This is a genomic window from Thermococcus prieurii (assembly GCF_054657655.1).
Window position 1 is genome coordinate 686549 of record NZ_BAAHYH010000002.1, and the last position, 23171, is coordinate 709719.

The following is a 23171-nucleotide window of genomic DNA, read 5'->3' on the forward strand; positions in this document are numbered from 1 at the left end:
TGAGGTGGTGGTTCACTCCTTGGCGCGGACTTCAATCTTCTTGCCGATTACGAGTTCAGCCGCTTTAACGGCCGCACCACCGCTCCCGACCGCGATTCTAACCTTATCAGCGGGAACGTAGACGATAATCTTATCGTCGGTCTCCTCAATGTCGAGTATTTCCACGTTCAGCATCTTCTCAAGCCTGTCCCTCATGGCCAATCCCCGAGGATTTTTTTCTTCACTTCTCCATATAAAACTGACCCCTCCCCGCCGGTCGGCGGTTCGGTTTGCTGGCCCATCACCTACTCAGGTTGCCCCTTTTGGTTCAGCCCGCGGGCCGGGTCTTCGGCCCATTACCCCCCACCGCAAAGCGGATTGGGGTTATAGCTTCCAGTCCATTAGAGGGGTTTTCGAAAAGACGCCCCACGGCGTCACCCCTCCAATGATGGAGGGTAACACGAAACCCCTCCCCTATTATGTTGTTTTACGGTGGTCGTTACAAGGGCTTGTTACGCGTATGGAGTTTAAAAGAGTTTCGATAGCTCAAAGCGGAGTTGATTGCCTGTCTTCAGCTCAAAGGGAGGTACTTTCAGGAGAAAAGTAACGTCCGTTCAGAATCCTCTCGATGCCAGGCTTGTGCCCGAGGCCGACGACGGCTATAACCTTAGGCCTTTTAATCCCCCGCGCGAGGAGTGAATCCACTATCGCCATCAAGTTCCTTGCCATCACCTCGTTGCGCTCCTCGACGAGGACGCGATAGAGGTAAGGGTAGCGACGCCTGAACTCGACCATCATCGTCCTGTACTCTTCCATCGGGTCGCCTATCTCAGCCCGTCCGAGGGGCAGAAAAACGCTCAGGCCCTCGAGCGCCATGAGGAGCTTCTCCCTGAAGGGCGCCGAGGCAATCTTGGAGAGGATTACGCTGATGTCCTCGTCAATCAGGTATAGCGGGATTCCCAACAGCTTTGCAGATTCTATCGCGGCCTTCATCTCCTCACCAGGCGACATTCCAAAGGTCTCACCGAGCTTTTCTTCGACCTTGGCCAAAGCGTAGTTTATCAAGCCAGCCCTGCCCATTCTGAGTGAATCTTCAAGCGTCAGCTCGACGTTCCGCTCCATCCCCAGGAAGCGCGCCCTGTCGAGCTCTATCGCGACTGCGTGTGGCCTCTCCTCCAGTATCGTCCTGATGACCTCTTCCCTGCTCCTCGGCGAGACGTGCATCGTGCCTATGAGCTTGACGTAGCGGAGGTAGTTCATTTTCCTCCCCCCAGAAGGTTCCGGAGTTGCCACTCGCCGGATTTGTACGTTAAAACGTCGAAGTCCCTCGGAACGACAACGTTCACGCCGAATTCCCGGCATATCCGTGATGCCTCTCTCAGGTATTCGTCGTAGGTGTAGCGGAAAGCCCTGTGGAAGAGGGCGAGTAGCTTTACCTTCGCCCTCCTCGCGGTCTCGCAGGCCTCCTTAACTGTGGAGTGGTAGCTCTCTCCCCTATCCTCATCGCTGAGGTAAGTGGCATCGTGAATCAGCAAATCGGCCCTATCGGAGAAAAGTTTAACCCTCTCGGCTGGCTCGGTGTCGCCGGTGTAGACTATCTTAACACCGCGCCTCCTCGGTCCGGTGACGTCTTCGAGGCGGATTATCCGGCCGTTCCACTCGATTTCACCTTCCCTCTCAAGCTTTCCGAGCATCGGTCCGGGCTTGAGGTCGTATTCCCTAAGCTTCTCGGGCAGGAACTTTCCTCGCTTGTCCTTCTCCTTGAAGACGTATCCCAGAGCAGGAATCCCGTGCTCGACCTTGAAACTCCAGATTTCGTAGTCCTTGAACTTCAACCTCGTTTCACCGAGCTCGTGGACGTGTATATCAAAAACCGGCCTGAAGAAACCGCTGTTAATGAAGTTCTGCACGAACTCGAAGGTGTACTTTGGGCCGTAGATGTGGAGGGGCTTTTCCCGGTTCCAGAGGTTCATCGTCTGAATCAACCCGCCGAGCCCAAGGTAGTGGTCGCCGTGGAAGTGGGTGATGAAAATCTTCTCGACCTTCATCGGGCTGAGCTTCGCGGTGTTCATCTGCCTTATCGTGCCCTCTCCGACGTCGAAGAGTATAACCTCGCCCTTGTAGCGGAGCGCTATAGCTGGAACGTTCCTCTCGCGCGTGGGCATTATCCCTCCGGTGCCGAGAAAAATCACCTGGAGCATGTCCATAGCTCTCGCGGAGGGGTTAAAAAGGTAGCCAAAGAATTAAATACATCGGCGCGTTAGAAAACCGGGGTGAAAGCATGGAGGAGATTATGAAGGCCATCGAGGAAAAGAACTGCGAAAAGCTCAGGAGGATTCTCTACTACAAGGTGGACGACCTGAGCGACGAGGAGCTTAAGGAGGTCCTCGAGAAGGCCGAAAAACTTGCGAAGGAGTGCAAGGACTGGGAGCTCTACAAGCTCGTGCTCTACTACTACCACGAGATACTCAACGAAGACAAGATTTCGGAGTTCGAGAAGCTCGCGAAGGAGAGCGACGACTTCGAGCTGAAGTTCCACCTGGCTGACCTCTACTACCTCATCGGAGAACTCGAAAAGAGCCTTGAACTGTTCAGGGCGCTCCTTGAAGAGGAGGTCGCCAAGGGCAACATCGAGCACGCCGCGAGGATATACTACAGCATGGCCATGATTCACGAGGAGCTCCAGGAGTACGAGAAGGCCCTCGAGCTAATCGAGAAGGCGGAGGAGCTCTACAGGGAGCTCGGCGACGAGAGGGAACTCCTCAGGATTGAGATTCACAGGGGCTACATAACCTTCGAGGCCGGCGACACATACAAGGGCAAGGCCATAATAGCCGGCGTCCTGCCGAAGGTTCTCAACGACAACGAGCTTCTCGTCGAGGCACACCTCAGCTTCGAGGAAATCTTCGAGGAGGAAGAGAACTACGATGCGGCCTTACAGGAGTGCCTCTACGCCCTCATAAGGGCGAAGGGGACGGACTACGAGGACATAGCCTTCGGCTCGCTGATGGACGTTCTCTGGCAACTCTTCCTCGACGACGACTTCGAGACGGTTTACCTCAACATAGACATGTTCATCAACGCCTTCCCGGACATGAAGGACTTCTTTGAGGCTGTGAAAGCTCTCGCACTCTTCAAAGACGGCAAGATTGACGAGGAAGAGGCCAAGAAGGCCATCGAGAAGGTCAAGGACCCGAGGTTGCTCGAGATGCTCGAGTTCCTTGGCGAGGCGGAGCTTTAGAGGGGAACTACAACCGGAACCCCTCTTATCTCCCCTATCTCCACCTTAACGCCGTAGACTTCCTCAAAAAGCTTCTCACTCAGAACCTCAAGGCCTCCGTCCGCTATTTTTTTCCCGTCCTTCATGAAGACGAACCTCTTCGCGAAGCGCAGGGCAAGGTTCACGTCGTGCATGACCGTTACGACCGTCTTCCCCTCTTTCGCCAGCTCCCTCGCGAGCCTCATCACCTCAAGCTGACTTTTGAGGTCGAGGTTGTTGGTCGGCTCGTCCATCAGCAGGATTTCGGGTTCCTGAGCCAGGGCCCTCGCTATGCTGACCTTTTGAAGCTCTCCACCGCTTATCTCGTTCGTCCTCTTGAGGGCCAACTTCTCAATGCCGAGCCTCTTCAGGGCTTCTTCGACGACCTTCAAATCTCTCTCCGACGGGGTTAACCCCATGTAGGGCCTCCTGCCGAGGAGAACGGTGTCGAAGACCGTCAGAAAACCCGGCTCGACCCTCTGCGGGACGTAGGCGAGAACCTTCGAGAGCTCCCTCGGCGGGTAGTCGTTAATCGGCCTGCCCCTGACGAACACACCATCGCACTTCAGGATTCCGGCGAGACATCTAAGAAAGGTGCTCTTTCCCGCTCCGTTCGGGCCAAGGATTGCCACGAACTCACCCTCGCCGACTTCCAGGCTTATTCCCCTCAGAACCTCCCGCTCGCCGTAGGAGAAGCTTATGCCTTTCGCCTCAATCATCGCCGGCCCTCCATCTTCACGAGGAGGTATATGAACGTCGGCGCGCCGAGGAACGATGTTATGACGCCAACGGGGAGGTTCATGGGTGAAACTATAAGCCTCGCGACGGTGTCGGCCGAAACTAGGAGTAGCGCTCCTGCTAACGCCGAGAGGGGGATCAGCGAGCGGTAATCACCACCGGCGATGAGACGCATCGAGTGGGGCGCTATGAGTCCGATGAAGCCGATGACACCAACGAAGGCCACCGTTACGGAGGTTATGAAGGCTGAGAGCAGTGTCCCGATTAGTCTTTCCCTCTCGATGTTAACCCCAACGCTCTTGGCTATCTCGTCTCCAAGGGTTGATGCGTTCAAATCCCACCGCTTGACGAGGAAGTAGGCGAAAACGAAGGCGAACGCGACGGCCATTATGGCGTTTTCCCGCCACGTTGCCCTCGCGAGGTTTCCGAAGCTCCAGTAGACCATCGCCGAGAGCTGAAGCTCGTTGGCGAAGTACTGGACCAAAGTGGTCAAAGCGACGTAGAGGGAGCTCATCGCGACTCCAGCTAAGACTATCGCCTCTGGACTCAGACCGCGGAGCCTCGCAAGGGCGAGAATGACGAGGGTGGCGCTTATCGCCCCGAGGAACGCGAAGAGAACAACGGCGTAGGGGTTGTTGAGGAAGACCTGCCCCGAGTTGAGGGAATAACCTGCGCCGAGGATTATGGCCAGAGAAGCACCGAACATGGCGCCGTTCGAGACTCCCATAGTGAACGGTGTGGCGAGGGGATTTCTCAGGTAGCCCTGCAGAACCGCGCCGGCGATGCCCATCGAGGCCCCGACGAGGATTCCGGCGACGATTCTTGGCAGTCTGATGCCGAGGATTACGAGGCGGTCGTCCCTGCTCCCACCCCCGAAGAGAACCGCGAGGACTTCCCTGAGGGGAACGTGGTAGGGTCCGCTCGAGAGGGAGAACAGAGAAACCGCTAACAGGGAAAGGAAAAGGACGAGGCCTATGAGGAACTTTCGTCTCAGGTACGCCCTGTAGTCCATAGGCATCACGGGTTGGTCGGCAGGCCATAGGTTACGTTCCCGCTGGCGAGGTCTATCTTTCCGAACCCGCCGAATTCCTTGGCGAGCTCGCCGTAAACTGGCTTCCCGACGAGGAACGTGAATATTTCGTTGGCCTTCTCAACGGGGTCTATATCCTTGAAGCGCTCCGGGTAGATAACCTTTCCGATGTAGTAGGCGTCAGCTATGGCAATTCCGATGTTAGTGTTGTAGAAGTTGTAGGGCAGGACTCCGTAAACGTGGCCCTCCTTGACAGCCTTGAGCGAGTTGTAGAAGTCGGGGTTGCTCTTGTAGTCGTCGAGGATTATCTTCAAGCCACCCTCGTCGATGAATATGTAGTCAGGGTTCTCCTTGAGGAGCCACTCCTTGTCCACCTGTACCCAGCCGTAGTTCGTGCTCTTAAGGTTGGCCGCGATGTTGTCGAGGTGGAGAACGGTAAAGGGCGCGTAGTCGGTGAAGGTGCTCGTTATCCCGTGGGCGCCCTTGAAACCTATTCCGCCGACGTAAACCCTCGGGCTCTTCAGGCCCTTCGTGAGGTTCTCAAGGTAGCTCTGCTGTTCCTCAATGAACTTTATGACCTCCTCGGCCCTCTTCTCCTTTCCAAGGATTTTTCCAGCTAAGAGGAGCGACTTGAAGAAGACCGGGTCTGTGAAGTTCTTCAGCGTTCCGTAGCTGAGGACCACGACGGGGATTCCCGTCTTTTCCTGAACCTCATCGGCGGTCTGTCTGCTCACGAAAACCATGAAGATGACCTGCGGGTGGACCTTAATCAGGGCCTCCATGTTCGGAAGCTTTCCGGGGCCGCCTGGCCCGATAACCGGCAGTTTGAGAAGCTCGGGGTGGGCCAGTATGTAAGGCCTCCCGTAGGGGAAGCGCTTCTCGAACTCCTCGATTCCGACGACGTCTTTGGTAGCGTTGAGGTAGACGAGTATCCTTAAAGCTCCGGGCCCAACGGCAACGACCCTGCTAACGTTTGCCGGAACCTTCACGGTCCTTCCGAGCATGTCGGTGACGGTGATGTAGCCCTGGCTCGCGGTTGAGCTCGTTACCGCTGGAGAGGAGCTGGTTGGCTTAGTTGAGCTCGACGTTGATGTCCCTATACAGCCGGCCATTGAAACGGCCAGAACGACGAGAAAGACCGCCAGAACCTTCCTCCAGTCAAACCCCATCTCCATTCACCTCCGCAATGCCCCTGCCTACAACGGCGTAGTATTTCTCGCCGGCGCACTTCAGGCAGTAAGGCTTCCCGTCGACGTAAACCGCCCTCGTGGACATAACCAGCTCTCCGCACTTTGAACAGCGGACACTCTCAAATATGGGGGCCTGCTCGATGGGTTTAACCTTAACGCGCTCTATTTTGAACTCACCCTTTGGAAGGTGCAGCATCTTGTGGGCGATTTCCTCCCACATCTCCCAGAGGCGCTTTCTCTCTTCCTCTGTCCCCTTCCTTTCCTTCACGACCCTGTTGAAGAGCTCGGTGGCCTCTTCAGGATAGTACTTACTCAGTCTCTCGGCATCTGCGTAAACCCTCACGCCACTCCAGTCCGAGCGCTTAACGAGGGTGAGAGCCGTTTTGCCAAGGTCCAAGTATATCAGAGAGTTGTTACCGAGGGTGCATCCGGTCGTCACCTGAACGCCGTCGGCGAAGCAGCTGTTGGTCTCAACTACTGCCAGGATTCTCTCATCAACGCTTCCCTCGTAGTCGAGCCTCCCCACGCCAAGCTCATCCATGGCTATCATTGAAGCCCGAATTCCGAGCGCAAGATAGGGGCAGACGTGACCGTGAAACTCCCTGGCGTAACGCAGGATTCCCTCGCAGTCTCGATTCTCAACGAGCCGGTTGAGGGTCAGCATCGTATCACCAAATCCAAAAATGGTAACACGCTTTTAACGGTTTTGGTTCATTGATGTTATCAACCTCCCATTTTAAACCGACAGGTTTTTACGTGAAAACACGTTCATAATTCTGGTGGTCGGGATGAGGATAGCGGTTCCCGTCGAGGAGCCCTCATTCGAGGGTGAAATCTGCGAGCATTTCGGGCGGGCGAGGTATTTCGCCGTATTCTCCGTAAAGGAGGGTATGCTCAACGGAGCCGAACTGATAGAACTACCGGAAGAGCACGAAGCGGGGGAGCTCCCAAGGCTTCTGAAGGAGAAAAACGTCAATATCGTTCTTGCCAACAGGGTCGGCAGAAAGGCCCTCGCACACTTCCAGAGCCTTGGAATTAGCGTTGTCACCGGACTCGAAGGCAGGGCGGTAGAGGTCGTGAAGGCGTTTCTCGAGAGGAAGGATTGAAAAACTTTTTAAATGAACTTTTCTTCATTTCTTTGGTGGTCGCATGGGAGTTAAAGACTTCGCCCCGAGCTGGTTTGCGAGCGTGATGGGAACCGGAGCGCTGGCTTTAGTCAGCAAAGCCTATTCATCAAAGCTTTCGACGCTGAACGGCTTTGCAGAGTTTCTCGTCTACCTCAACACGCTCCTGTTCTTCGTCCTCCTCGTTCCCTGGACGCTGAGGTGGGTACAGTACCGCGAGGAGGCCCTGAAGGACCTCTACCACCCGGTTCTCGGCAACTTCTACGGGACTATCGGCGTCGCCTCGCTCGTCCTCTCGGCGGACTGGCTGTTCATCTTTGGGAATGAAAGGCTCGCCTGGGCCTTCTGGCTCTTTGGAGTGCCCTTCGTCCTGCTCTTCGCATTCCTGATTCCCTACATCGTCTTCACAGGAAATGGAATAGACACCAGGAACATAACGCCCGCTTGGTTCATTCCTCCGGTTGGGCTCATAGTAATCCCAATCAGCGGGGCGAAGCTCATGGCGCTCTCCTCAGGAACCGTGAAGGAGCTGATGGCCTTCATCAACTACTTCGCCTGGGGCGCGGGCTTCTTCCTTTACTTGGCCCTCTTCGCAATCGTTATGTACCGCTTCATAAAGCACGAGCCGATGCCCTGCGGAATAGCTCCGTCAATCTGGATTAACCTCGGACCAATAGGAGCCGGAACGAGCACACTCTACTCCCTCGTGAAGGCCAGCGACTTCATAAAGCTGAAGGAGCCGTTCTTGGCCTTTGGATTAATCTTCTGGGGCTTCGGCGTCTGGTGGTTCGTTATGGCGGTAATACTAACGCTCCACTACATCAGGAAACTTACCCTGCCATACAGCCTCGCGTGGTGGGCCTTCATCTTCCCCTTCGGAGCCTACGTCAGCGCGACCTTCAAAGTCGGGACGACCTTCGGAATAAACGCGATAACCGACTTTGGCTTCGCCCTCTACTGGCTCCTGCTGGCGATGTGGCTGGTTACTGGAGCCTTAACGCTGAAGAACTTCGTCTTCAGAAGCCCAGCGCGACGAGGAGCGTCTTGAGGGCTATGACGTACATTATGACTCCAATTACCTTTTTTACCTGCCCCGAGCTCATCTTGAAGTGCATCAGGTGAGTTCCGAGCCAGCCACCGAGTATTGCTGGAACCGAAACCCAGAGTAGCAACTCCCAGTCAAGGGCTCCGAGCTTCCAGTAGGTCAGAAAACCGCTCAGCGATGAGAAGAACACTATTAGAGCGGTAGTGCTGGCGACTTTCTTCGGCTCGTAGCCAAGGAGGATTAGGGCCGGGCTGATTATCCCGCCACCTCCGACGCCGAGGAGACCGCCGAGGAAGCCCGCGATTCCACCGATGAGCGAGCCCTCAACGATGTGATTGCCCTTTCTTTTCCGCTCCTTCGGCCTGAAGAAGAGCATCATCGTCCCGGAGTAGAGGAGGAAAGCCACGAAGACGGCCAGAACGACGCGGTGTGGTATAAACTTCCCGGAGTAAGCTCCAAGGGGTGAAGCCAGAGTCGCGGTGACGAGAATCGGCAGGCCGAAGCGGACGTCGAGCTTTTTCGCCCGCAGGTTCTTGAGGGTTGCCGAAAGCATCGAGAGGACGTTTATGAACAGCCCCGTCGGCTTGGAGCTCATCAGGGGCACTCCCAGCCAGCCCATAACGGGAACTATGGCTATGGCAGAGCCAACTCCGCCTATCGAGAAGACGACGCTCAGGATGAATGCTATGAGCGCTAACTCCGGGTAGTTCGTTTTAGGTCACCCGAAGAAAATGAGAAGAGCCTCATTTAAAAGGTTTTTCATCAGTCAGGTAATGCTTCCTGAGTTCATCCGCTTCAATCTCCATAAGCCGAAGAAGGGAGTACTCAAGAAGTCTGAGCTCGGCAAGGACTGCCTTAAGACGGTGTTTCGTACCCTCCGGGGGGTCAGAGGACAGTAAACCTTTAACCGCCTCCTCAAGGGGGAGAACTTCTTTCTCAAGCAGGTTCTTAGGTTGCTCAAGGAACTTTTCAAAAAATGCGGGGATGGCTGTAAAGTACTTTATTCTACCCCGTCTCCTAACTTCAACCAGATAATCACGAACGAGGCGATTGAGAGCAGTAGAAACTGCAGAACGACTAAACCCCGTTCTCTCAACGAGTTGAGAAATCGTAAGGGGCTCTTCGCTTAGGAGAAGCATCGCATACAGTTTGCCCTCAACGTGGGAGTAACCCCAACGAATCATTATCTTCTCAATAAGTCTGACGAAAGTCTTTTCGTCACCCATCGTGTTCCACCCAGATTTGTACTACGGTTTACTTGCTTATAAAACCTCCTTTGACTCATGAAAGCAAAACCCCATTAAAGGCTAACGTTTATGTCAGAAATTCCTGATATTTCCGAAAACTTTAAACACCCATTGGAGATATTATTCACCGGAGGTGGGAAAATGAAGGCTCCGAAAACGATAAAGGAGCCGTTTCCAAACGCAATGAATCCATCCGCAGACGTCAAAGAGGAGGTCGAATCCAGCGAAGGCGGAGGAAATCAAGTAACCACGGCACTGAAGGCATTCAAACTCATCCTCGGAAACCCAATAGCGAGGGCGCTGATAAAGCCGACTCTGAAGAAGTATGAAATCAACGGACGCGAGCTCCCTGCTTTGTACTGGGCGCTAAGCATCTACGCAGGCGAGAGCATAAACGCGCCGATGATGGTTCGCTTCCAGGCTGACACGATAAAGCTCCTGCTCAAGCTCGGCATAAAGCTCGCCCACGGTGACGAGGAGGCCGTCAAGGAAGCCCTGCTGAGGGACCCCCACATAAGGCGCGGAATCTGGGTCGTCCTCGAGGGCATAGCGAAGTACGGCGTCACCGTTCCCCAGCGCCTGGCCGGGCCGTTCCTTATAGTCTGGAACTTCACCAACATGTGCAACTTCCGCTGTCAGCACTGCTACCAGAGGGCTGACAAACCCCTCGCAAGCGAGTTATCGCTCGAGGAGAAGCTCAACCTCGTTGACCAGCTCGACAGGGCCGGCGTCGCGGCGGTTGCGATAAGCGGTGGCGAGCCGACGATACACCCGCACTTTCTCAGAATCGTCAGGGAGCTGTCGAGCAGGGGAATTCACACGTCGGTGGCAACGAACGGGTGGACGTTCGCGAAGAAGGAGGAGCTTGAAAAGGCCGTCAGGGCAGGAATAAAGTACGTCGAGGTCAGCGTTGACTCGGCGAAGCCGGAGAAGCACGACAGGTTCCGCGGGATTCCGGGGGCGTGGGAGCACGCGGTGAAGGCCCTGGAGAATGCGGTCGAGCTGGGGCTCAGCCACGGAATGGCCACGATAATGGACAAGGAGACTTACCAGGAGATAGACGACATACTCGACTTAGCTGAGAGCATAGGCGTGAAGCGCGTCATCTTCTTCAACCTCGTGCCGACGGGAAGGGCAGAGGACATGGTCAGGGTGGACCTCTCGCCGGAGGAGCGCGAGGAGTTCATGAAAGAAGTTTACCGCCAGATGAAGAAGAGAAAGATGGAGATACTGACGACCGCGCCCCAGTACGCGCGCGTTACCCTGCTCATGAGCCAGGGCAAGAGCGTCACGCCGGCGCACTTCTACATAGGCGAGGACAACTCCGTGAAAACGCTCGCCGAGTTCATAGGCGGCTGCGGTGCCGGCAGGATTTACGCGGGGATGGAACCAGACGGGACGGTAGTTCCATGCGTCTTCCTCCCGCTCCCCGTCGGAAACGTCAGGTACAGGCCGTTCAAGGAGATATGGGAGAACAGCAGAATCTTCGGAATACTCCGCGACAGGAATAGCTGGGATAGCCAGTGCGGTAGGTGCCCCTACAAGTACATCTGTGGAGGCTGTCGCGCCAGGGCCTACCACTACACGCTGGACCTTGCAGGTGACGACCCAGGGTGCATAATCAACAGACGCCTCTGGGAGGAGATAGTTAAGCACGGAAAGCCGAAGGCCCTCACCGAGCTCAACTGGGTGGACGAGACGGTCGTTCTCCGCGAACCGAGCCTCTACGTTCCAGGCTACTACCGGGCCGTTGAGGTGGCGATTGAGAAGAGCCTCGCGGAGGTCTACGGAAGCCAAGAGGTTCATGCATAAAGCTTTAACAGGAAGGGCGAAGTTTAACGCATGAGACAAGAGACCAGAGCGGTGCTACTCCTCACTTTCCTCTCGCCTTTCCTGGCCGAGGTCCTCGGTGGCTCAACGCACCCGCTCCAGCTTGTAGTCCAGCCGCTCTCCTTTCCCCTCCTCTGGCTCTTCTACGGCTCCGGCGTTTTGTTGATTCGCGAGGCATGGGTACGGCTCGGCCGGGGAAAGGTCGGCCTCATGCTCCTCGGCGCCCTCTACGGCGTCGTTGAGGAAGGGCTCGTCATCCGCTCGTGGTTCGACCCTAACTGGCCCGACCTTGGGGCGCTCAGGGACTACGGCAGGGTCTTCGGCGTGAACACGAGCTGGGCCGTTCTCCTGACGGCTTACCACGCCACGATGAGCATAGCCCTCCCGGTTCTGATAGTAGAGCTTCTCTACCCCGAACTGCGTGGAAGGTCTCTCATCGGAAAACGCGGGGCCCTTCTGGCCACAATCGCCTTCTGCACCTCTGCCTTTGCCTTCGCGCACCTCACCGGCTACGTCCCTTCCCCGGGACAGTACTCGGTCGCCATTCTATCGGCCCTCGCGCTCTTCCTCCTCGCCAGGAAGTTCGGGAGCAGGGACGTTCCCTTCACGCCGTCTCGTCCCTTCACGGCCGGCTTCATCTCGGGGGCGGCGATTTTCACGGCCCTCGCCTTTCTTCCCAAGGTTCTCCCACCGCTCGCCACCGATGCAGTTGGAACGCTCGCCCTCGTCCTCTTTTTCGCCTCCCTCAATGGAAACGAGAGAAGGGCCGTGCTCGGCTTTCTGGCGTTCTGGCTGGTAGTCTACGACGTCCTGCTTGAGCTCACCGGCGTCATAGGCGAGGCCATACTTGGCCCGCTGAGCTACGCGCTCCTCTTCAGGCGTCTGGGCACAGCAAACCGGGCTCGCACCGGTCAACCTCGAGCTGAACCGTGACGTGAGTTATCCCTAACTTTCTCAGCCTCTCCTCAGCCTCGTCTATAATCCTCTGCGCCTCGCTCAGAGGCATGTCCTCAACCGCTAAGTGGCACTCAAAGTGAACCTCGCCTTCACCGACCCGCCAGGCGTGGAAGTGGTGGGCGTTCTTAACGCCGGGGATTGATTCGAGCTCGGCCTTTATCGCCTCAAGGTCGAGCTCCGGCGACGCCTCCATCAGGACGTCAACGCTCTCCCTCAGCACCTCGTAGGCCTCGCGGAGGATGTAGAGCGCTATCAAAACCGTAACGAGCGGATCAACCCACTCGACGCCGTAGAAGCGAATCAGTAAACCACCAATCACGACGGCCACCGACGAGAGGGTGTCGCTCAGAAGGTGAAGGTATGCGGAGCGGACGTTAAGGCCGTGGGCGTGCTCGTGGAGGAGGAAAACCGAGAGCAGGTTCGCGATTAGGCCGATAAGGGCTACCGGGAGCATTATGGCTGTGTCAATCGGCTGGGGATTCCTGAAGCGCCTGTAAGCCTCGACGACGAGGAAGAGCGAAACACCGATTAAAACGGCGGAGTTAATAAACGCAACGAGAATTTCGGCTCGTTTGTAGCCGAAGGTGTACTTCTCGTTGGGTCTTCGCTCTGCGATTTTTAGGGCGAAGTAGCTCGCGAGCAGACTCATGCTGTCGCTGAAGTTGTGGAGCGAATCGCTCAGGAGGGCTAAACTGCTCGAGATGAGCCCGCCGATTACCTCTGCGATGGTTATCGTGAGGTTCAGGACGATTGAAATGGCCAGGTTCCTCTTGAGTCCGTGTCCGTGGTGCCCCATCACACCACCGTGGAGAGTTCCATCGAACCGTTAATAAATTTGTCTGCACACCACCGGTTTCAAACCCAACCATTTTTAAGGTGGCACGCCAATTTCCGTCGGTGATACCATGCACGAGTGGGCGCTGGCGGATGCCATAGTTAGAACCGTCCTCGACTACGCCCAGAGGGAGGGGGCAAAGAAGGTAAAGGCCGTCAAGGTCGTTCTCGGCGAACTACAGGACGTCGCGGAGGACATCGTGAAGTTCGCGATGGAGCAGATGTTCGCGGGAACGATTGCCGAAGGGGCCGAGATAATCTTCGAGGAGGAAGAGGCAGTCTTCAAGTGCCGTAACTGCGGGCACACCTGGAAGCTCAAGGAAGTCAAGGACCAGTTCGACGAGCGCATAAAGGAGGACATCCACTTCATTCCCGAGGTCGTTCACGCGTTTCTTGCCTGTCCGAAGTGCGGGAGCCACGACTTTGAGGTCGTCCAGGGTAGGGGCGTTTACGTCGCCGGGATAATGATTGAGAAGGAGGGAGAGGCATGATTGACCCGCGCGAGATAGCCATAAACGCGAGGCTTGAGAAGGTCAAGAGAATAATCCCCGTCGTCAGCGGGAAGGGAGGAGTAGGAAAATCGCTCATCTCAACGACCCTCGCTTTAGCTCTGGCCGAGAAGGGTTATAAGGTCGGCCTGCTTGACCTTGACTTCCACGGGGCAAGTGACCACGTGATTCTCGGCTTCGAGCCGAAGGAGTTCCCGGAGGAGGACAAAGGTGTCGTCCCACCGACGGTTCACGGGATAAAGTTCATGAGCATCGCCTACTACACCGAGAACAGGCCAACACCGCTCCGCGGTAAGGAAATAAGCGACGCCCTCATCGAGCTCCTCACGATAACGCGCTGGGACGAGCTTGACTACCTCGTTATCGACATGCCACCGGGACTCGGCGACCAGCTCCTCGACGTTCTCCGCTTCCTCAAGAGGGGAGAGTTCCTCGTCGTTGCAACCCCGTCGAAGCTCGCCCTCAACGTCGTCGAGAAGCTCATACAGTTGCTCCTCGAGGAGAAACACAAGGTCCTCGGCGTCGTCGAGAACATGAAATTGGACAACGAGGAAGACGTCAGGAAGCTCGCCGAGCGCTACAACGTCCCGTACCTCATCGGCATACCCTTCTATCCGGACCTCGACACAAAGGTCGGAAACGTCGAGGAGCTCATGAAGACAGAGTTCGCGGAGAAGGTTAAGGAGCTTGCGGGGAAGCTGTGAGCTTTCTTTTTTCATTTCATGGAGGCGAAACCCCTAAATATTTCTCCGAAGACTGTACTTCAGGTGGGAGCATGGAAGGTGTAACCCCTGCCACGCTTCGCGAGTTCCTTGGCCCGAAACCTGAGAGAGAGCTTCTTCTGCTCGCGGCCATAGAACTGTACCGCGAGGGGAGGCTGAGCCTCGGGAAGGCTGCGGAATTTGCAGGCCTGAGTCTGAGGGAATTCCTCTACGAGCTGAGAAAGAGGGACGTCCCGATAAACTACACGATGGAAGAGGCAGAGGCAGATATAGAGACCGTAGATGGTCTGGAATTGTCGTCTTCTGCCTGTATATCTTGACCACCATAGATAAAGGAGTGCCGCTTATAATCCTGACTGGAATTCATCGTGTGAATAAAGAACGTTTTTAGAGGCTCCGAGCCGAAACCCCTAAATATCTTCACGCCCTACTTCTTCGGGTGGTGTGTCGTTGCAGGCCAACGTCAACCTCGACGCTCTTCTTGAGAAGATGAAGGCCGAGCTGGAGCGGGTAAAGAATCCTGTGGACGCAGAGAAAATCCTGAAATGCGCTGAAGCCATTAAACCGCTGATTGAGGAGAGAGAGACTAGAGGATTACTACTGGGAATATAAGAGGCACAAAGATTGTAGTACTATCATCGGAGCGGCAAAAGAAGAATGGAAATGGAAGAGAGATGATGTTTTATTCGTTGCCTTTATGTGGATTCTCGTGGGTGGATCAATTCTTGGGTTTGTGCTAGAATATACTGGTATCCAAAAAGGCATGATGTGGGGCATAGGAATTGGACTTATAACCTTCCTACTTTTATCCATAGTCCTATATTCTCTTAGAGCCAGATATTGTAGGCAAGAGGCCGAGAGAACAAAAGAGCAGGCAAAAGAATATCTCAAACTTAAAAATGAATTTAATTCTCTTCTCAACGATAAATTGCATGAGCATTCCCTTGGCTACGACGAATGTGCTGAAGAATACAAAAACTTGAAAAAAACTATCTCACCATTGGAATACCTATATAAACCACTAATTCAGGGGTTAGAGAATCTTTCGAGAGGCACCTTTTCCGAGGCTTCTGAGAACTTTAAAGTTGCAAAATCTGCATTAGAGCACATTATCAATTCTGAAACAGTGTATCGAGAATATAGAATATTCAATTCAAACGAACCGGAATGGAGATACAACGAAATAATTGAGGAGAAACTACCAAAAGTCCTCGACTTCGCCGCCCGCGCCTGCGACGCCCTCTACCTCGGTGACGTCGAGAAAATGCGTGAGCTACTCAACGAAGCCCGCGAAATGCTCGACGAGCGCGATAAGTTCGTCGTCGGCGACGTCAAGTTCTTCAAGCACCTCTTCGAGTTCCACTACTTCCTTCTCAAGGCCGTCGTTGAGGCCTACGATGCCGAAACCGGAGCGGTCGCCAAAGCAACTCAGGAGCAGGCGGAGCGCTTCGCCACAGCTAAACCCGTTGAAGTGCCCCAAACCGTCGAGAAGGTTACCGTTTCAGCCGAAGAATCCGAAAAGGAACTCTACCGCGGTGAAGTCCGCTTCAAGATGGGAGCGATGAGTCAGGAGCGCGTCGGAAACCTCGTGATAACGAACAAGAGGCTCAAGCTCACGGGCAAGTACAGGCTTAGGGGTTACGTTGCAACGGTCGCCATAAAGGCCGCTTTAAGGGCCGCAGGAATCGGTGAAGTTTACGAGGACATTCCGCTGAGCGAGATAAAGTTCCTTCAGCTCAAAAAGGCCCTTCTCGGCGGTTATTACCTTGAGTTCAAGGCAAGGGGCAAGAAGTACACGATTTACACCGACGCGGCCCAGCACATCTACAACCTTCTGAGACAGTACGGAGCAGAGGCCGTCTGACTTTTCTTTCTCCCGTTTCCCAATCGCAACCTTAAAATACGCCCGTGTCAAAACGACCCCTGTGGAACCATGAGCGAGGTCGTTAACCCTGAAGTTTACACCGTTGAAAGACTCCTCGAAGACCGGGAGAAGAGGGTTCTAATCTCCGAGATAGTCTTAAAGCTCGCCAGTTCCCTCGGCGTTACTGTTGAGGAACTCCTCAAGTATCTCGAATGGAAGGAGAACCTTGAGAGGCTTGAGAAAGCCGAAAAGGAAAAGGCCGTTGGAAGCCTTGAGGTCGAGGAGCCGACGGAAGACGCCCCAGAGGACCTCAGCGAACTCCTCATCGAGGTCAAGGAGGACGTCAGAAAATGGCTGGAAATCGAGAGAAAGCTAAGGGCCATGGGCTTGGAGTTGTGATTGAGACATCGGCCCTGATATCGTTTCTCCTCAGCAAAAACCCGAAAAGGAACGCCGTTGCATTCATTTTAGAGCTAATCCACCGGGGAATCCTCATAAACTATGCTTCTTCCGAAACCATAGCGGAGATGAGGTACAAGCTCGCGCACCCAAAGATAACGGCACTGTACTCAAAGGTTCCCGAAAGCTCCAAAGTTCCTCTCCAGAACCCCGCGAGGGTTCTGAGGTTCGTTGAAGAGCACAGCCAGTTCGTCACGCCAAAAAAGCAGGTCAAACTGTGCAGAGACGAAAGCGATGATAAGTGGATTGAGGTCGCAGTTGAGGGCGATGCGTTCGCCATAGTTACCTACGACCGAGACCTTCTCGATATGAGAAACGAAAGCATGAAAATTGAAGTTGAAAACACGGAGATTTATGTCGTAACGGGCCTTGAGCTTATCGAGCTGTTGAGAAAAAAGAAGCTCGTAGGGGGAGGGTAGTCAATGAACCTCGAAGAACTCTTCCAGAACGCGAAAAGGGTCGTTATCTGCGGAATTGGAAACGACATCAGGGGGGACGACGCCTTCGGCGTGCTCGTAGCGGAGAGGCTGAAGGAGTTGCTCGACAACCCCGACGTCCTCGTGCTGAACTGCGGGGAGGTCCCGGAGAACTACACTGGAAAAATAGCGAGCTTTAAGCCAGACCTCGTCGTCCTCGTCGATGCCGTTGATTTCGGCGGTGAGGTCGGCGAGTACATCATAGCCGACCCGGAGGGGACGCTCGGCGAGGCAATATCAACGCACGGCCTTCCGCTGAAGTTCGTAACCCAGTTCATGAAAACGATGGTTAACGCTGAGTTCGTGCTCATAGGCTGTCAGCCAGGCTCGACGGGTCTCTTTCAGGAGCCAAGCGAGCTGATAAGGAAGCGCGCCGAGAGGCTGGCGGAGCTGTTAACGGGGATTCTAAAAAGGGATAAGCCCTCAACAATGTAAGTGGGAATTGGTTTATCTTCCTTTTGAACACTAACCGAGGGGAGTATCACCCAAAAGTGGGTTATTCTCTCCGCAGTTCTCTCTTCATCTGCAGGTATTCTTCTCTACTCAGCGGAAAGCTCTTGGCGGAGGCGAGGAACGAATTCACGAGCCTCACCTGCTGTTTGAAGACCTCATCTGGGTTCTCCTTTAACCTTCTCACGTAAAGCCGGATAAAGGCGAGTCTTTCTTCCAAATCACGCTTAGAACGGAACTTCAATGCTAAGTTTTCTCGCGTAGTCATCGAGAGCCCTCCGGTCAATTTTATCCTTGAACAGCTCGTAGAGGAAAAAGGCATCTTCTAAGTCCTTGTCAGTGCCAAGATAGAGCTTGTACGCTATCTGGAGTTCTATCGGCGAGATGTAAATCACCCGGCCGTTGAACTGAACAGGAATTCTCTTTTCAAGCGCCTCCCTATGGAAGGCATCCTTTGGGAACTTTATTTCAGCATTTGGGATTATCTCACCCTTTCTAACCATTCGTATTCCAAGCCTATCAACAAGCATTTCGTACAGGCCCTCGCAGTCCTCAGGGTTTAGAAACTCGAAGCCCGCCTTCTGCGCGCTTTCACACATGGAGATGAACTTCTCCTTGGGGAGAGGTCCTATCACAAAATCGACATCCTCAGTGCCCCTTGAGCGGCCGAAGAGAATGGTAACGTATCCACTGACTATAACGTAGCGGACGTGTCTCTCAAGAACATCTATGACATCAAACACAAATTTATCCAGCTCGCTGACCTCGCGGTTGATTACTATTGCCTTCTCCATAATCTCAATTCCCATGGTTCTCCCGTTAAACTTTGGGGGGCATGGTATTTAGCCCTTTTGTATCCTCCCCAAATCCTCCCTCGTGTTCACGTTAAAGAAGCTCTCGCGCCACTCCTCCGGAAGGGACTCTATCAGGAGGTAGCAGGGATTAGCTTCACGGATTGCCCTGTTGAGGGCGTAGTTTCCGGTTTCTATCTTCGCCTCAAGGATTTCGCGGAAAGCCCTGGAATAAGCGGCGTGAAGGGGTTCGAGGTAGCCGTTGCTCCAGCGCGGCACGCAGGCTATTTTTCCGCTATTCTCGAATTCTTCGATTATGTAATCAATGAACTCGGGAACGAGTAGGGGCATGTCGCCGGCAACGACGAAGGCATCGCCGAGACTTAAGGCCGTGTAAACGCCCCCCATCGGGCCTATCAGGAGCTCATCAACGACCACGCGGTAGCCGAGTGCTTTGAGCTTCTCTGCGTTGTCCTTCGAGGCAACCAAGATTACCTCGTCGATTCTCTTGGCGGTTTCAAGCCTCTCGATGGTGTAAAGAATCAAAGGTCTGCCGTTGATTCTGTAGAGTAGCTTGTCGCCCCCGAAGCGCCTGCCCCTTCCGCCGGCCAAAACAGCGCCAATCATTCCTCCCTCTCCTCGTCCAGCTGGATGTACTCAATGGTGCTGATGTACTTCACGTAGTCCATCGCCTTCTTGGGGTTCAGCATGTCGTTCATGAGGTTCTGGAAGTAGTTATCCTTATCGTAGGCGACCTCGTAGTTAACCACAACGTCAAGGTAGCCGGAGTGGAAGTTCTCCGCTTCCTCGCGCGTGTAGAGCTCGAAGGAGACGTGGTAGCCGTACTTCTCCTCTATCGGGTCGCGGATGTTCTCCACGAAGTCGGCCATGCGGTTCATCTTCACAGGGTCGTAGGGTTTGTCGATGATTACGACCACGTCTATCTCCGGAAAGCTCGGGTCGCGGAGATGCCTTCCGTAGAAGATTATCGAGAGAAGGTTGTCACCGTAGAAGTCTTTTACCCTTTGAATCAGCTCCTCCTTGGCCTTCTTCAGCGTCTCCTCGTTCATCTCACCACCTCCCGAGAAAAGTTGTGGGAAAATAAAAGTTTAATCGAAGCTCGGCTGGTAGCGGTACTCTATGTGAAGCTTGCTCTCGGAGTCGAGCTTCTCGGAAGCCTCCAGCAGGACCTTTCTGTCCTTCTCTGGCAACTCCTTAATCGGGAGCCTCAGCACGTCCCTGACCTCGATGTCGAAGGCCCTCGCGTTTTCGTCTATCCCAAGGGCTTCCTTTATGAGCCTCACCGCCCCCTCGCTCAGCTCGCCCTCCTCCTCGATGATTAGCAGGTCGCCAGCGTAGTGGCCGGTTATCCTCGCCGAATACTCCGGGTAGTCCTCGTACCTGAAGCGGTAGAGCTTCCAGGGCACCTCAGACACCCGCCGTCACGGGGTACTTCTTCTTGAGGGCCTCTCCGAGGGAGTGGTACTCGTCGTACAGCTTCCAGAACTCGTTCTCGAGGAAGCGCATGGCGACCTTTATCCTGGAGTCCTTCTCCTTGAGGAAGTAGCCGGTGACGAGGTCGTGGAGCTTCTCCCTCGGATTGTCGCTCTCGAAGGCCTTCTCGACGAGGGCCATGAAGTCCTCAAGGACGGCCTCCCTGTCGTAGTAGCCAACGACGCGCCTGAGCTCCTCGCGGAGGGTGAGCCAGTAGCGGAGCGGTATCGGCCTGTCGGGGATTCTGAACTCGACCTCGTTCTCTGCCTTGGGCGTCTCCTTCGGCGGGAGCGCGACCCAGTATTCGCCCTTCATCTTCTTCTCCTTGATGCCGAGGAGCTGAGCGACGCCGTAGAGTATCTCCTCCGGGCTCGGCGGGCAGCCGGGGATGTACATGTCTATCGGCACTATCATCTCAGGTCCACCGCTCCTGAGCCTGTCCCTTCCGCGCTGGGGGGAGGTGTTGTAGAGGGCGTAGCTGTTGTAGAAGATTCCACCGCTTGAAGCACAGGTTCCTATGGCGACCACTATCCTCGGCTTGGGCGGCATGGCCTCGTAGGCCTTCTTGAGCGCTATCCTTGTCTGCCTTGTGAGTGGCCCTGTGATGAAGAGAACGTCCGCGTGCCTAGGGTTGGGAACGACCTTGATACCGAGCCTCTCAAGGTCGTAGTACGGGCTGAGGACGTCGAGCACCTCGATATCACAGCCGTTACATGAACCAGCATCAACGTGATAGACCCAGACGGACTTGAGCCTTCTTCCCATCACTCCTCACCCCCCTTCTTCACGAGCATGAAGGCCGAGACTGGAATTCCCTCGGTCTCCCTGAGCTTCTCGACGGTCTTGCGCATCTTTGCCTCCTGGGTCAGGCCGATTCTGTCTTCAAGGGCGTACATTTCGAAGATTTCCTTGGGCAGGATGTTTCTCACGTACTCAATCTGTCTCTCGGTGAAGTCGAGGTATTCGCCACACTCCTCGCAGTAAGCGAGCTTGTGCTCGACGACCTCGACGAGGTCTTCCTTGTTGTCGGTCGCTATCTCGAAGCGGGTTGTCGGTTCCATCGCGCCGGTCGGGCAGACCTCCACACAGCGGTGGCACCTTATACATCTCGCCGCGTTGAAGGTGAGCCTCTTAACGCCGTGCTCCTTGTCCCACTCGAGGATTAGCGCATCGGGCGGGCAGGCGTTGACGCAGGCACCACAGCCTATGCACTTCTCGGGGTTGATATGCGGAATTCCGCGGTACTCGGGTGGCTTCTCGATGTCAATAAAAGGATAGGGAGTGGTGACCGGGGCCTTCTTGCTGAACTTCTCGACCTCGAAGCGGTCCCACTTCTTGAGCTTCTCGGTGTAGGAGAGGCTCTCGGCCATCAGAACACCCCCCTGTACTTGATTGAGAGCTCGTTGAACTCGGCCTCGGTGAGAACCTTCACCTTGCCGGTCTGGACGTCGACGAACTGAACCCTCTCGGTACAGGAGTAGCACGGGTCAATGCTCGCTATGATGAGCGGTGCATCGGCAACGTGGTAGCCCTTGAGCATCTCCGGAACGGCGGGCAGGTTGTTGTACGTAGGAGCACGGACTTTCCAGCGGTAGACCTTGTTCTTCTCGCCGGTCATGACGTAGTGAACCACTTCACCGCGGTGGGCCTCTGTAAAGCCCAACGCCTCCTCGTACTCGGGCAGGTCGCCGATTGGAACCATTATGTCCCCGCCGGGCATCTGGTCTATGAGCTGTTCCACTATCCAGAGGCTCTCGAAGAGCTCGTCCATCCTGACGAGAACCCTCGCGAGGACGTCGCCCTCCTTGTAGACAGGAACCTTGAAGTCAACCTCGTTGTAGGCCATCGCGGTCTTCGTCGCCTGGTCGAGCCTCGTGTCAATCTTCCTTCCGCTGGCCCTTGCGGTCGGTCCGAGGACGGAGTAGGCCTTGGCAACTTTGTAGGGCAGGATTCCGACTCCCTCAGCGCGCTTGATGAAGGTGTTGGTGTTCAGAGCGATGTCAAGGAACTTCTTGGTTTCCTCGCGTATCTGCTTGACGACCTTGAGTATCTCCTCCTTGCGGTAGTCGAGGATGTCCCTCCTAACTCCACCGACGATGTTCATTCCGTACTGCTTCCTGTTTCCGGTTAAGCGCTCGACGAGCCACATGACCGGCTCGCGAATGCGCCAGGCGTGCATAAAGCCTGTATCAAATCCTACCATATGGGCTTGCTATACCAACCCATAGTAGGTGGTTGTGAATTCTCTCCAGTTCGAGCATCAGCGTCCTTATGTAGCGCGCCCTGTCCGGGATTTCCACGTCGGCCAGACGCTCAACGGCCATGGCATAGCTTACCGAGTGCTGGTAGCCGCAGATTCCACAGATTCTCTCGGCGAGGAAGAGAACCTGGTTGTAGGTAAGTCTGCCCTCACCGGTCTTCTCGATTCCCCTGTGGGAGTAGAAGCCGCGGTAGTCGACGTCTACTATCTCCTCCCCCTTGACGAAGAGCCTGAAGTGGGCCGGCTCCTCTATACCCATGTGAACCGGACCCATCGGAACAAGTGAAGTCCCTTCAGGAGTTTCACGGTACTCAGTCTTGGGATCAGTTATCGGGGAATACTTGTAGTCCATGTCCTTTCTAAGCGGGTATACCCCCTCAGGGAAGTCCTCAGGTAGAATGAGTCTTCTCGGATCTGGATGGCCAATCGGGTTAAGGCCAAGTAAATCCTTAACTTCTCTCTCTATCCAGAGTGCGGCCGGAAGCTTCTCGGCAACGCTCGGGAAGCTTGGGTCGTCAGCTGGGAGGTAGGTTCTGAGGAAGACCCAATAGTTTCTGTCCATGTTCTTATGTTCAACCTGGACATTGATAAAAGGCATATAAACGAACTTACCGTTAAGTGGTCTCTCGTCGGTCCCAACGGCGGTTGACATATGGGTCTCCTTGAACTCAGGGTGGTTGTGCCACCAGAGGACCGCCTCTGGAAGGACTTCCCTGTCGATGATAAACATGTACTGACCGTAGGTCATCCTCTTACATTCCTTGATGTGCTCTTTGAAGGCCTCGTAAAACTCCTTGAGGCCCTCCCTTTCCGAGAGGATTGTCTCAACGTCCGCCTTTGCACAGTGGCCGTTTTCACACGCTTTGCATTCAAATTCAAAGTGAGCCTCCAAATCCCTCGTCGTTACCATTTT

At 54.9% G+C, this 23171-nt stretch carries 32 protein-coding genes; 13 read left to right on the forward strand and 19 right to left on the reverse strand.

Translation table 11 applies throughout. The annotated features are described in order from the left end of the window. Window positions 1–12: 12 nt before the first annotated feature. The 3 genes from ACYQ04_RS07000 to ACYQ04_RS07010 form a co-directional block, all read right to left on the reverse strand. On the reverse strand, window positions 13–195 hold the full coding sequence (locus tag ACYQ04_RS07000; protein WP_042688913.1) for a KH domain-containing protein: 183 nt from the start codon (window positions 193–195) through the stop codon (window positions 13–15). Between the two features lie 360 nt (window positions 196–555). Further along, window positions 556–1239: a TraB domain-containing protein gene (locus ACYQ04_RS07005; protein WP_460128380.1), complete on the reverse strand. Its 684-nt coding sequence runs from the start codon at window positions 1237–1239 to the stop codon at window positions 556–558. Further along, window positions 1236–2180 carry a ribonuclease Z gene (locus ACYQ04_RS07010; protein ID WP_460128382.1) on the reverse strand — a complete coding sequence of 315 codons (945 nt, stop codon included), beginning with the start codon at window positions 2178–2180 and terminating at the stop codon, window positions 1236–1238. Before ACYQ04_RS07010 ends, ACYQ04_RS07005 begins: the two co-directional genes overlap by 4 nt. An 80-nt stretch (window positions 2181–2260) precedes the next feature. On the opposite strand from ACYQ04_RS07010, the gene ACYQ04_RS07015 reads away from it, so the two are divergent. Beyond that, complete coding sequence (locus ACYQ04_RS07015) at window positions 2261–3220, forward strand: hypothetical protein (RefSeq protein WP_460128384.1); 960 nt, start codon at window positions 2261–2263, stop codon at window positions 3218–3220. On the opposite strand, the gene ACYQ04_RS07020 is transcribed toward ACYQ04_RS07015, so the two are convergent. The 4 genes from ACYQ04_RS07020 to ACYQ04_RS07035 are packed head-to-tail and all read right to left on the reverse strand — an operon-like array spanning window position 3217 to window position 6860. Further along, the gene (locus tag ACYQ04_RS07020) at window positions 3217–3957 is read right to left on the reverse strand and encodes an ABC transporter ATP-binding protein (protein WP_460128386.1); all 741 of its coding nucleotides are present in this window, start codon (window positions 3955–3957) and stop codon (window positions 3217–3219) included. The two genes, ACYQ04_RS07015 and ACYQ04_RS07020, sit on opposite strands and share 4 nt — an antisense overlap. Continuing rightward, window positions 3954–4988, reverse strand: coding sequence for a FecCD family ABC transporter permease (locus ACYQ04_RS07025; RefSeq protein WP_460130028.1), 1035 nt, complete (start codon window positions 4986–4988; stop codon window positions 3954–3956). The genes ACYQ04_RS07020 and ACYQ04_RS07025 overlap by 4 nt, the downstream gene beginning before the upstream one ends. Before the next feature lie 5 nt (window positions 4989–4993). Continuing rightward, window positions 4994–6175, reverse strand: a complete 1182-nt coding sequence (locus ACYQ04_RS07030) for an iron ABC transporter substrate-binding protein (RefSeq protein ID WP_460128388.1) — start codon at window positions 6173–6175, stop codon at window positions 4994–4996. Beyond that, the gene (locus tag ACYQ04_RS07035) at window positions 6165–6860 is read right to left on the reverse strand and encodes an FmdE family protein (RefSeq protein ID WP_460128390.1); all 696 of its coding nucleotides are present in this window, start codon (window positions 6858–6860) and stop codon (window positions 6165–6167) included. The genes ACYQ04_RS07030 and ACYQ04_RS07035 overlap by 11 nt, the downstream gene beginning before the upstream one ends. 124 nt (window positions 6861–6984) lie before the next feature. Here ACYQ04_RS07035 and ACYQ04_RS07040 point away from each other — a divergent pair, with 124 nt between their 5' ends. Together ACYQ04_RS07040 and ACYQ04_RS07045 are read left to right on the forward strand one after the other, a co-directional pair. Then, window positions 6985–7302, forward strand: a complete 318-nt coding sequence (locus ACYQ04_RS07040; RefSeq protein WP_460130030.1) for a NifB/NifX family molybdenum-iron cluster-binding protein — start codon at window positions 6985–6987, stop codon at window positions 7300–7302. A gap of 43 nt (window positions 7303–7345) precedes the next feature. Further along, window positions 7346–8368 (forward strand): TDT family transporter, encoded by a 1023-nt coding sequence (locus ACYQ04_RS07045; RefSeq protein WP_460128392.1) that lies wholly within the window; start codon window positions 7346–7348, stop codon window positions 8366–8368. On the opposite strand, the gene ACYQ04_RS07050 is transcribed toward ACYQ04_RS07045, so the two are convergent. Then, window positions 8337–9053 (reverse strand): sulfite exporter TauE/SafE family protein, encoded by a 717-nt coding sequence (locus tag ACYQ04_RS07050; RefSeq protein WP_460130032.1) that lies wholly within the window; start codon window positions 9051–9053, stop codon window positions 8337–8339. The two genes, ACYQ04_RS07045 and ACYQ04_RS07050, sit on opposite strands and share 32 nt — an antisense overlap. A gap of 55 nt (window positions 9054–9108) precedes the next feature. Next, window positions 9109–9591 (reverse strand): GbsR/MarR family transcriptional regulator, encoded by a 483-nt coding sequence (locus ACYQ04_RS07055; protein WP_099210058.1) that lies wholly within the window; start codon window positions 9589–9591, stop codon window positions 9109–9111. A 162-nt stretch (window positions 9592–9753) separates the two neighbouring features. Between ACYQ04_RS07055 and ACYQ04_RS07060 the strand changes: the two genes are divergently transcribed. Together ACYQ04_RS07060 and ACYQ04_RS07065 are read left to right on the forward strand one after the other, a co-directional pair. After that, window positions 9754–11424: a radical SAM protein gene (locus ACYQ04_RS07060; RefSeq protein WP_460128394.1), complete on the forward strand. Its 1671-nt coding sequence runs from the start codon at window positions 9754–9756 to the stop codon at window positions 11422–11424. A 30-nt stretch (window positions 11425–11454) separates the two neighbouring features. Next, window positions 11455–12375: a hypothetical protein gene (locus tag ACYQ04_RS07065; protein WP_460128396.1), complete on the forward strand. Its 921-nt coding sequence runs from the start codon at window positions 11455–11457 to the stop codon at window positions 12373–12375. Here the strand turns inward: ACYQ04_RS07065 and ACYQ04_RS07070 are convergent. After that, entirely contained in the window at window positions 12317–13195 is an 879-nt protein-coding gene (locus tag ACYQ04_RS07070) for a cation diffusion facilitator family transporter (RefSeq protein ID WP_460128398.1), read from the reverse strand. The two genes, ACYQ04_RS07065 and ACYQ04_RS07070, sit on opposite strands and share 59 nt — an antisense overlap. Window positions 13196–13304: 109 nt before the next feature. On the opposite strand from ACYQ04_RS07070, the gene hypA reads away from it, so the two are divergent. From hypA to ACYQ04_RS07110, 8 genes are all read left to right on the forward strand, one after another. Continuing rightward, window positions 13305–13724 (forward strand): hydrogenase nickel incorporation protein HypA, encoded by a 420-nt coding sequence (hypA, locus tag ACYQ04_RS07075; protein WP_460128400.1) that lies wholly within the window; start codon window positions 13305–13307, stop codon window positions 13722–13724. Next, the gene (locus tag ACYQ04_RS07080; RefSeq protein ID WP_460128402.1) at window positions 13721–14446 is read left to right on the forward strand and encodes an Mrp/NBP35 family ATP-binding protein; all 726 of its coding nucleotides are present in this window, start codon (window positions 13721–13723) and stop codon (window positions 14444–14446) included. The genes hypA and ACYQ04_RS07080 overlap by 4 nt, the downstream gene beginning before the upstream one ends. A 71-nt stretch (window positions 14447–14517) precedes the next feature. Continuing rightward, the gene (locus ACYQ04_RS07085; protein WP_460128406.1) at window positions 14518–14784 is read left to right on the forward strand and encodes a UPF0175 family protein; all 267 of its coding nucleotides are present in this window, start codon (window positions 14518–14520) and stop codon (window positions 14782–14784) included. Window positions 14785–14914: 130 nt separating this feature from the next. Continuing rightward, entirely contained in the window at window positions 14915–15076 is a 162-nt protein-coding gene (locus tag ACYQ04_RS07090; RefSeq protein WP_460128408.1) for a hypothetical protein, read from the forward strand. A gap of 514 nt (window positions 15077–15590) precedes the next feature. Next, the gene (locus ACYQ04_RS07095; RefSeq protein ID WP_460128410.1) at window positions 15591–16328 is read left to right on the forward strand and encodes a hypothetical protein; all 738 of its coding nucleotides are present in this window, start codon (window positions 15591–15593) and stop codon (window positions 16326–16328) included. Between the two features lie 69 nt (window positions 16329–16397). Further along, window positions 16398–16727: a hypothetical protein gene (locus tag ACYQ04_RS07100; protein ID WP_460128411.1), complete on the forward strand. Its 330-nt coding sequence runs from the start codon at window positions 16398–16400 to the stop codon at window positions 16725–16727. Further along, entirely contained in the window at window positions 16679–17206 is a 528-nt protein-coding gene (locus ACYQ04_RS07105) for a putative toxin-antitoxin system toxin component, PIN family (RefSeq protein WP_460128413.1), read from the forward strand. The genes ACYQ04_RS07100 and ACYQ04_RS07105 overlap by 49 nt, the downstream gene beginning before the upstream one ends. Window positions 17207–17209: 3 nt before the next feature. Then, entirely contained in the window at window positions 17210–17698 is a 489-nt protein-coding gene (locus ACYQ04_RS07110; protein WP_460128415.1) for a hydrogenase 3 maturation endopeptidase HyCI, read from the forward strand. Window positions 17699–17759: 61 nt separating this feature from the next. On the opposite strand, the gene ACYQ04_RS07115 is transcribed toward ACYQ04_RS07110, so the two are convergent. From ACYQ04_RS07115 to ACYQ04_RS07155, 9 genes are read right to left on the reverse strand one after another with little or no spacing between them, the layout of a single operon-like run. Further along, entirely contained in the window at window positions 17760–17981 is a 222-nt protein-coding gene (locus tag ACYQ04_RS07115) for a DUF8150 family protein (protein WP_460128416.1), read from the reverse strand. Then, window positions 17941–18522 (reverse strand): hypothetical protein, encoded by a 582-nt coding sequence (locus ACYQ04_RS07120; RefSeq protein WP_460128418.1) that lies wholly within the window; start codon window positions 18520–18522, stop codon window positions 17941–17943. The genes ACYQ04_RS07115 and ACYQ04_RS07120 overlap by 41 nt, the downstream gene beginning before the upstream one ends. Window positions 18523–18555: 33 nt before the next feature. Then, window positions 18556–19131, reverse strand: coding sequence for a molybdenum cofactor guanylyltransferase MobA (gene mobA, locus ACYQ04_RS07125; protein ID WP_460128419.1), 576 nt, complete (start codon window positions 19129–19131; stop codon window positions 18556–18558). Beyond that, window positions 19128–19574: a hypothetical protein gene (locus ACYQ04_RS07130; RefSeq protein WP_042688873.1), complete on the reverse strand. Its 447-nt coding sequence runs from the start codon at window positions 19572–19574 to the stop codon at window positions 19128–19130. Before ACYQ04_RS07130 ends, mobA begins: the two co-directional genes overlap by 4 nt. A 39-nt stretch (window positions 19575–19613) precedes the next feature. Further along, window positions 19614–19931, reverse strand: coding sequence for a hypothetical protein (locus tag ACYQ04_RS07135; protein ID WP_460128421.1), 318 nt, complete (start codon window positions 19929–19931; stop codon window positions 19614–19616). Between the two features lies 1 nt (window position 19932). Continuing rightward, a complete protein-coding gene (locus ACYQ04_RS07140) occupies window positions 19933–20763 on the reverse strand; it encodes an NADH-quinone oxidoreductase subunit B family protein (protein WP_460128423.1) in 831 nt (276 codons plus the stop codon). Beyond that, window positions 20763–21368, reverse strand: a complete 606-nt coding sequence (locus tag ACYQ04_RS07145; protein WP_460128425.1) for a 4Fe-4S dicluster domain-containing protein — start codon at window positions 21366–21368, stop codon at window positions 20763–20765. Before ACYQ04_RS07145 ends, ACYQ04_RS07140 begins: the two co-directional genes overlap by 1 nt. Beyond that, the gene (locus tag ACYQ04_RS07150) at window positions 21368–22177 is read right to left on the reverse strand and encodes a hydrogenase large subunit (protein WP_460128427.1); all 810 of its coding nucleotides are present in this window, start codon (window positions 22175–22177) and stop codon (window positions 21368–21370) included. The genes ACYQ04_RS07145 and ACYQ04_RS07150 overlap by 1 nt, the downstream gene beginning before the upstream one ends. A 10-nt stretch (window positions 22178–22187) precedes the next feature. Further along, window positions 22188–23168: an NADH-quinone oxidoreductase subunit C gene (locus ACYQ04_RS07155; protein WP_460128429.1), complete on the reverse strand. Its 981-nt coding sequence runs from the start codon at window positions 23166–23168 to the stop codon at window positions 22188–22190. Window positions 23169–23171 lie beyond the last annotated feature (3 nt).

Coding starts and splice junctions, on each gene's coding strand:
- mobA (WP_460128419.1), bottom strand. CDS start 19,131: ATGATTGGCGCTGTTTTGGCCGGCGGAAGGGGCAGGCGCTTCGGGGGC.
- ACYQ04_RS07010 (WP_460128382.1), bottom strand. CDS start 2,180: ATGCTCCAGGTGATTTTTCTCGGCACCGGAGGGATAATGCCCACGCGC.
- ACYQ04_RS07015 (WP_460128384.1), top strand. CDS start 2,261: ATGGAGGAGATTATGAAGGCCATCGAGGAAAAGAACTGCGAAAAGCTC.
- ACYQ04_RS07000 (WP_042688913.1), bottom strand. CDS start 195: ATGAGGGACAGGCTTGAGAAGATGCTGAACGTGGAAATACTCGACATT.
- ACYQ04_RS07070 (WP_460128398.1), bottom strand. CDS start 13,195: ATGGGGCACCACGGACACGGACTCAAGAGGAACCTGGCCATTTCAATC.
- ACYQ04_RS07055 (WP_099210058.1), bottom strand. CDS start 9,591: ATGGGTGACGAAAAGACTTTCGTCAGACTTATTGAGAAGATAATGATT.
- ACYQ04_RS07025 (WP_460130028.1), bottom strand. CDS start 4,988: ATGGACTACAGGGCGTACCTGAGACGAAAGTTCCTCATAGGCCTCGTC.
- ACYQ04_RS07065 (WP_460128396.1), top strand. CDS start 11,455: ATGAGACAAGAGACCAGAGCGGTGCTACTCCTCACTTTCCTCTCGCCT.
- ACYQ04_RS07100 (WP_460128411.1), top strand. CDS start 16,398: ATGAGCGAGGTCGTTAACCCTGAAGTTTACACCGTTGAAAGACTCCTC.
- hypA (WP_460128400.1), top strand. CDS start 13,305: ATGCACGAGTGGGCGCTGGCGGATGCCATAGTTAGAACCGTCCTCGAC.
- ACYQ04_RS07035 (WP_460128390.1), bottom strand. CDS start 6,860: ATGCTGACCCTCAACCGGCTCGTTGAGAATCGAGACTGCGAGGGAATC.
- ACYQ04_RS07110 (WP_460128415.1), top strand. CDS start 17,210: ATGAACCTCGAAGAACTCTTCCAGAACGCGAAAAGGGTCGTTATCTGC.
- ACYQ04_RS07140 (WP_460128423.1), bottom strand. CDS start 20,763: ATGGGAAGAAGGCTCAAGTCCGTCTGGGTCTATCACGTTGATGCTGGT.
- ACYQ04_RS07030 (WP_460128388.1), bottom strand. CDS start 6,175: ATGGGGTTTGACTGGAGGAAGGTTCTGGCGGTCTTTCTCGTCGTTCTG.
- ACYQ04_RS07040 (WP_460130030.1), top strand. CDS start 6,985: ATGAGGATAGCGGTTCCCGTCGAGGAGCCCTCATTCGAGGGTGAAATC.
- ACYQ04_RS07060 (WP_460128394.1), top strand. CDS start 9,754: ATGAAGGCTCCGAAAACGATAAAGGAGCCGTTTCCAAACGCAATGAAT.
- ACYQ04_RS07155 (WP_460128429.1), bottom strand. CDS start 23,168: ATGGTAACGACGAGGGATTTGGAGGCTCACTTTGAATTTGAATGCAAA.
- ACYQ04_RS07120 (WP_460128418.1), bottom strand. CDS start 18,522: ATGGGAATTGAGATTATGGAGAAGGCAATAGTAATCAACCGCGAGGTC.
- ACYQ04_RS07115 (WP_460128416.1), bottom strand. CDS start 17,981: ATGACTACGCGAGAAAACTTAGCATTGAAGTTCCGTTCTAAGCGTGAT.
- ACYQ04_RS07085 (WP_460128406.1), top strand. CDS start 14,518: ATGGAAGGTGTAACCCCTGCCACGCTTCGCGAGTTCCTTGGCCCGAAA.
- ACYQ04_RS07150 (WP_460128427.1), bottom strand. CDS start 22,177: ATGCACGCCTGGCGCATTCGCGAGCCGGTCATGTGGCTCGTCGAGCGC.
- ACYQ04_RS07130 (WP_042688873.1), bottom strand. CDS start 19,574: ATGAACGAGGAGACGCTGAAGAAGGCCAAGGAGGAGCTGATTCAAAGG.
- ACYQ04_RS07045 (WP_460128392.1), top strand. CDS start 7,346: ATGGGAGTTAAAGACTTCGCCCCGAGCTGGTTTGCGAGCGTGATGGGA.
- ACYQ04_RS07005 (WP_460128380.1), bottom strand. CDS start 1,239: ATGAACTACCTCCGCTACGTCAAGCTCATAGGCACGATGCACGTCTCG.
- ACYQ04_RS07105 (WP_460128413.1), top strand. CDS start 16,679: ATGGCTGGAAATCGAGAGAAAGCTAAGGGCCATGGGCTTGGAGTTGTG.
- ACYQ04_RS07080 (WP_460128402.1), top strand. CDS start 13,721: ATGATTGACCCGCGCGAGATAGCCATAAACGCGAGGCTTGAGAAGGTC.
- ACYQ04_RS07145 (WP_460128425.1), bottom strand. CDS start 21,368: ATGGCCGAGAGCCTCTCCTACACCGAGAAGCTCAAGAAGTGGGACCGC.
- ACYQ04_RS07020 (WP_460128386.1), bottom strand. CDS start 3,957: ATGATTGAGGCGAAAGGCATAAGCTTCTCCTACGGCGAGCGGGAGGTT.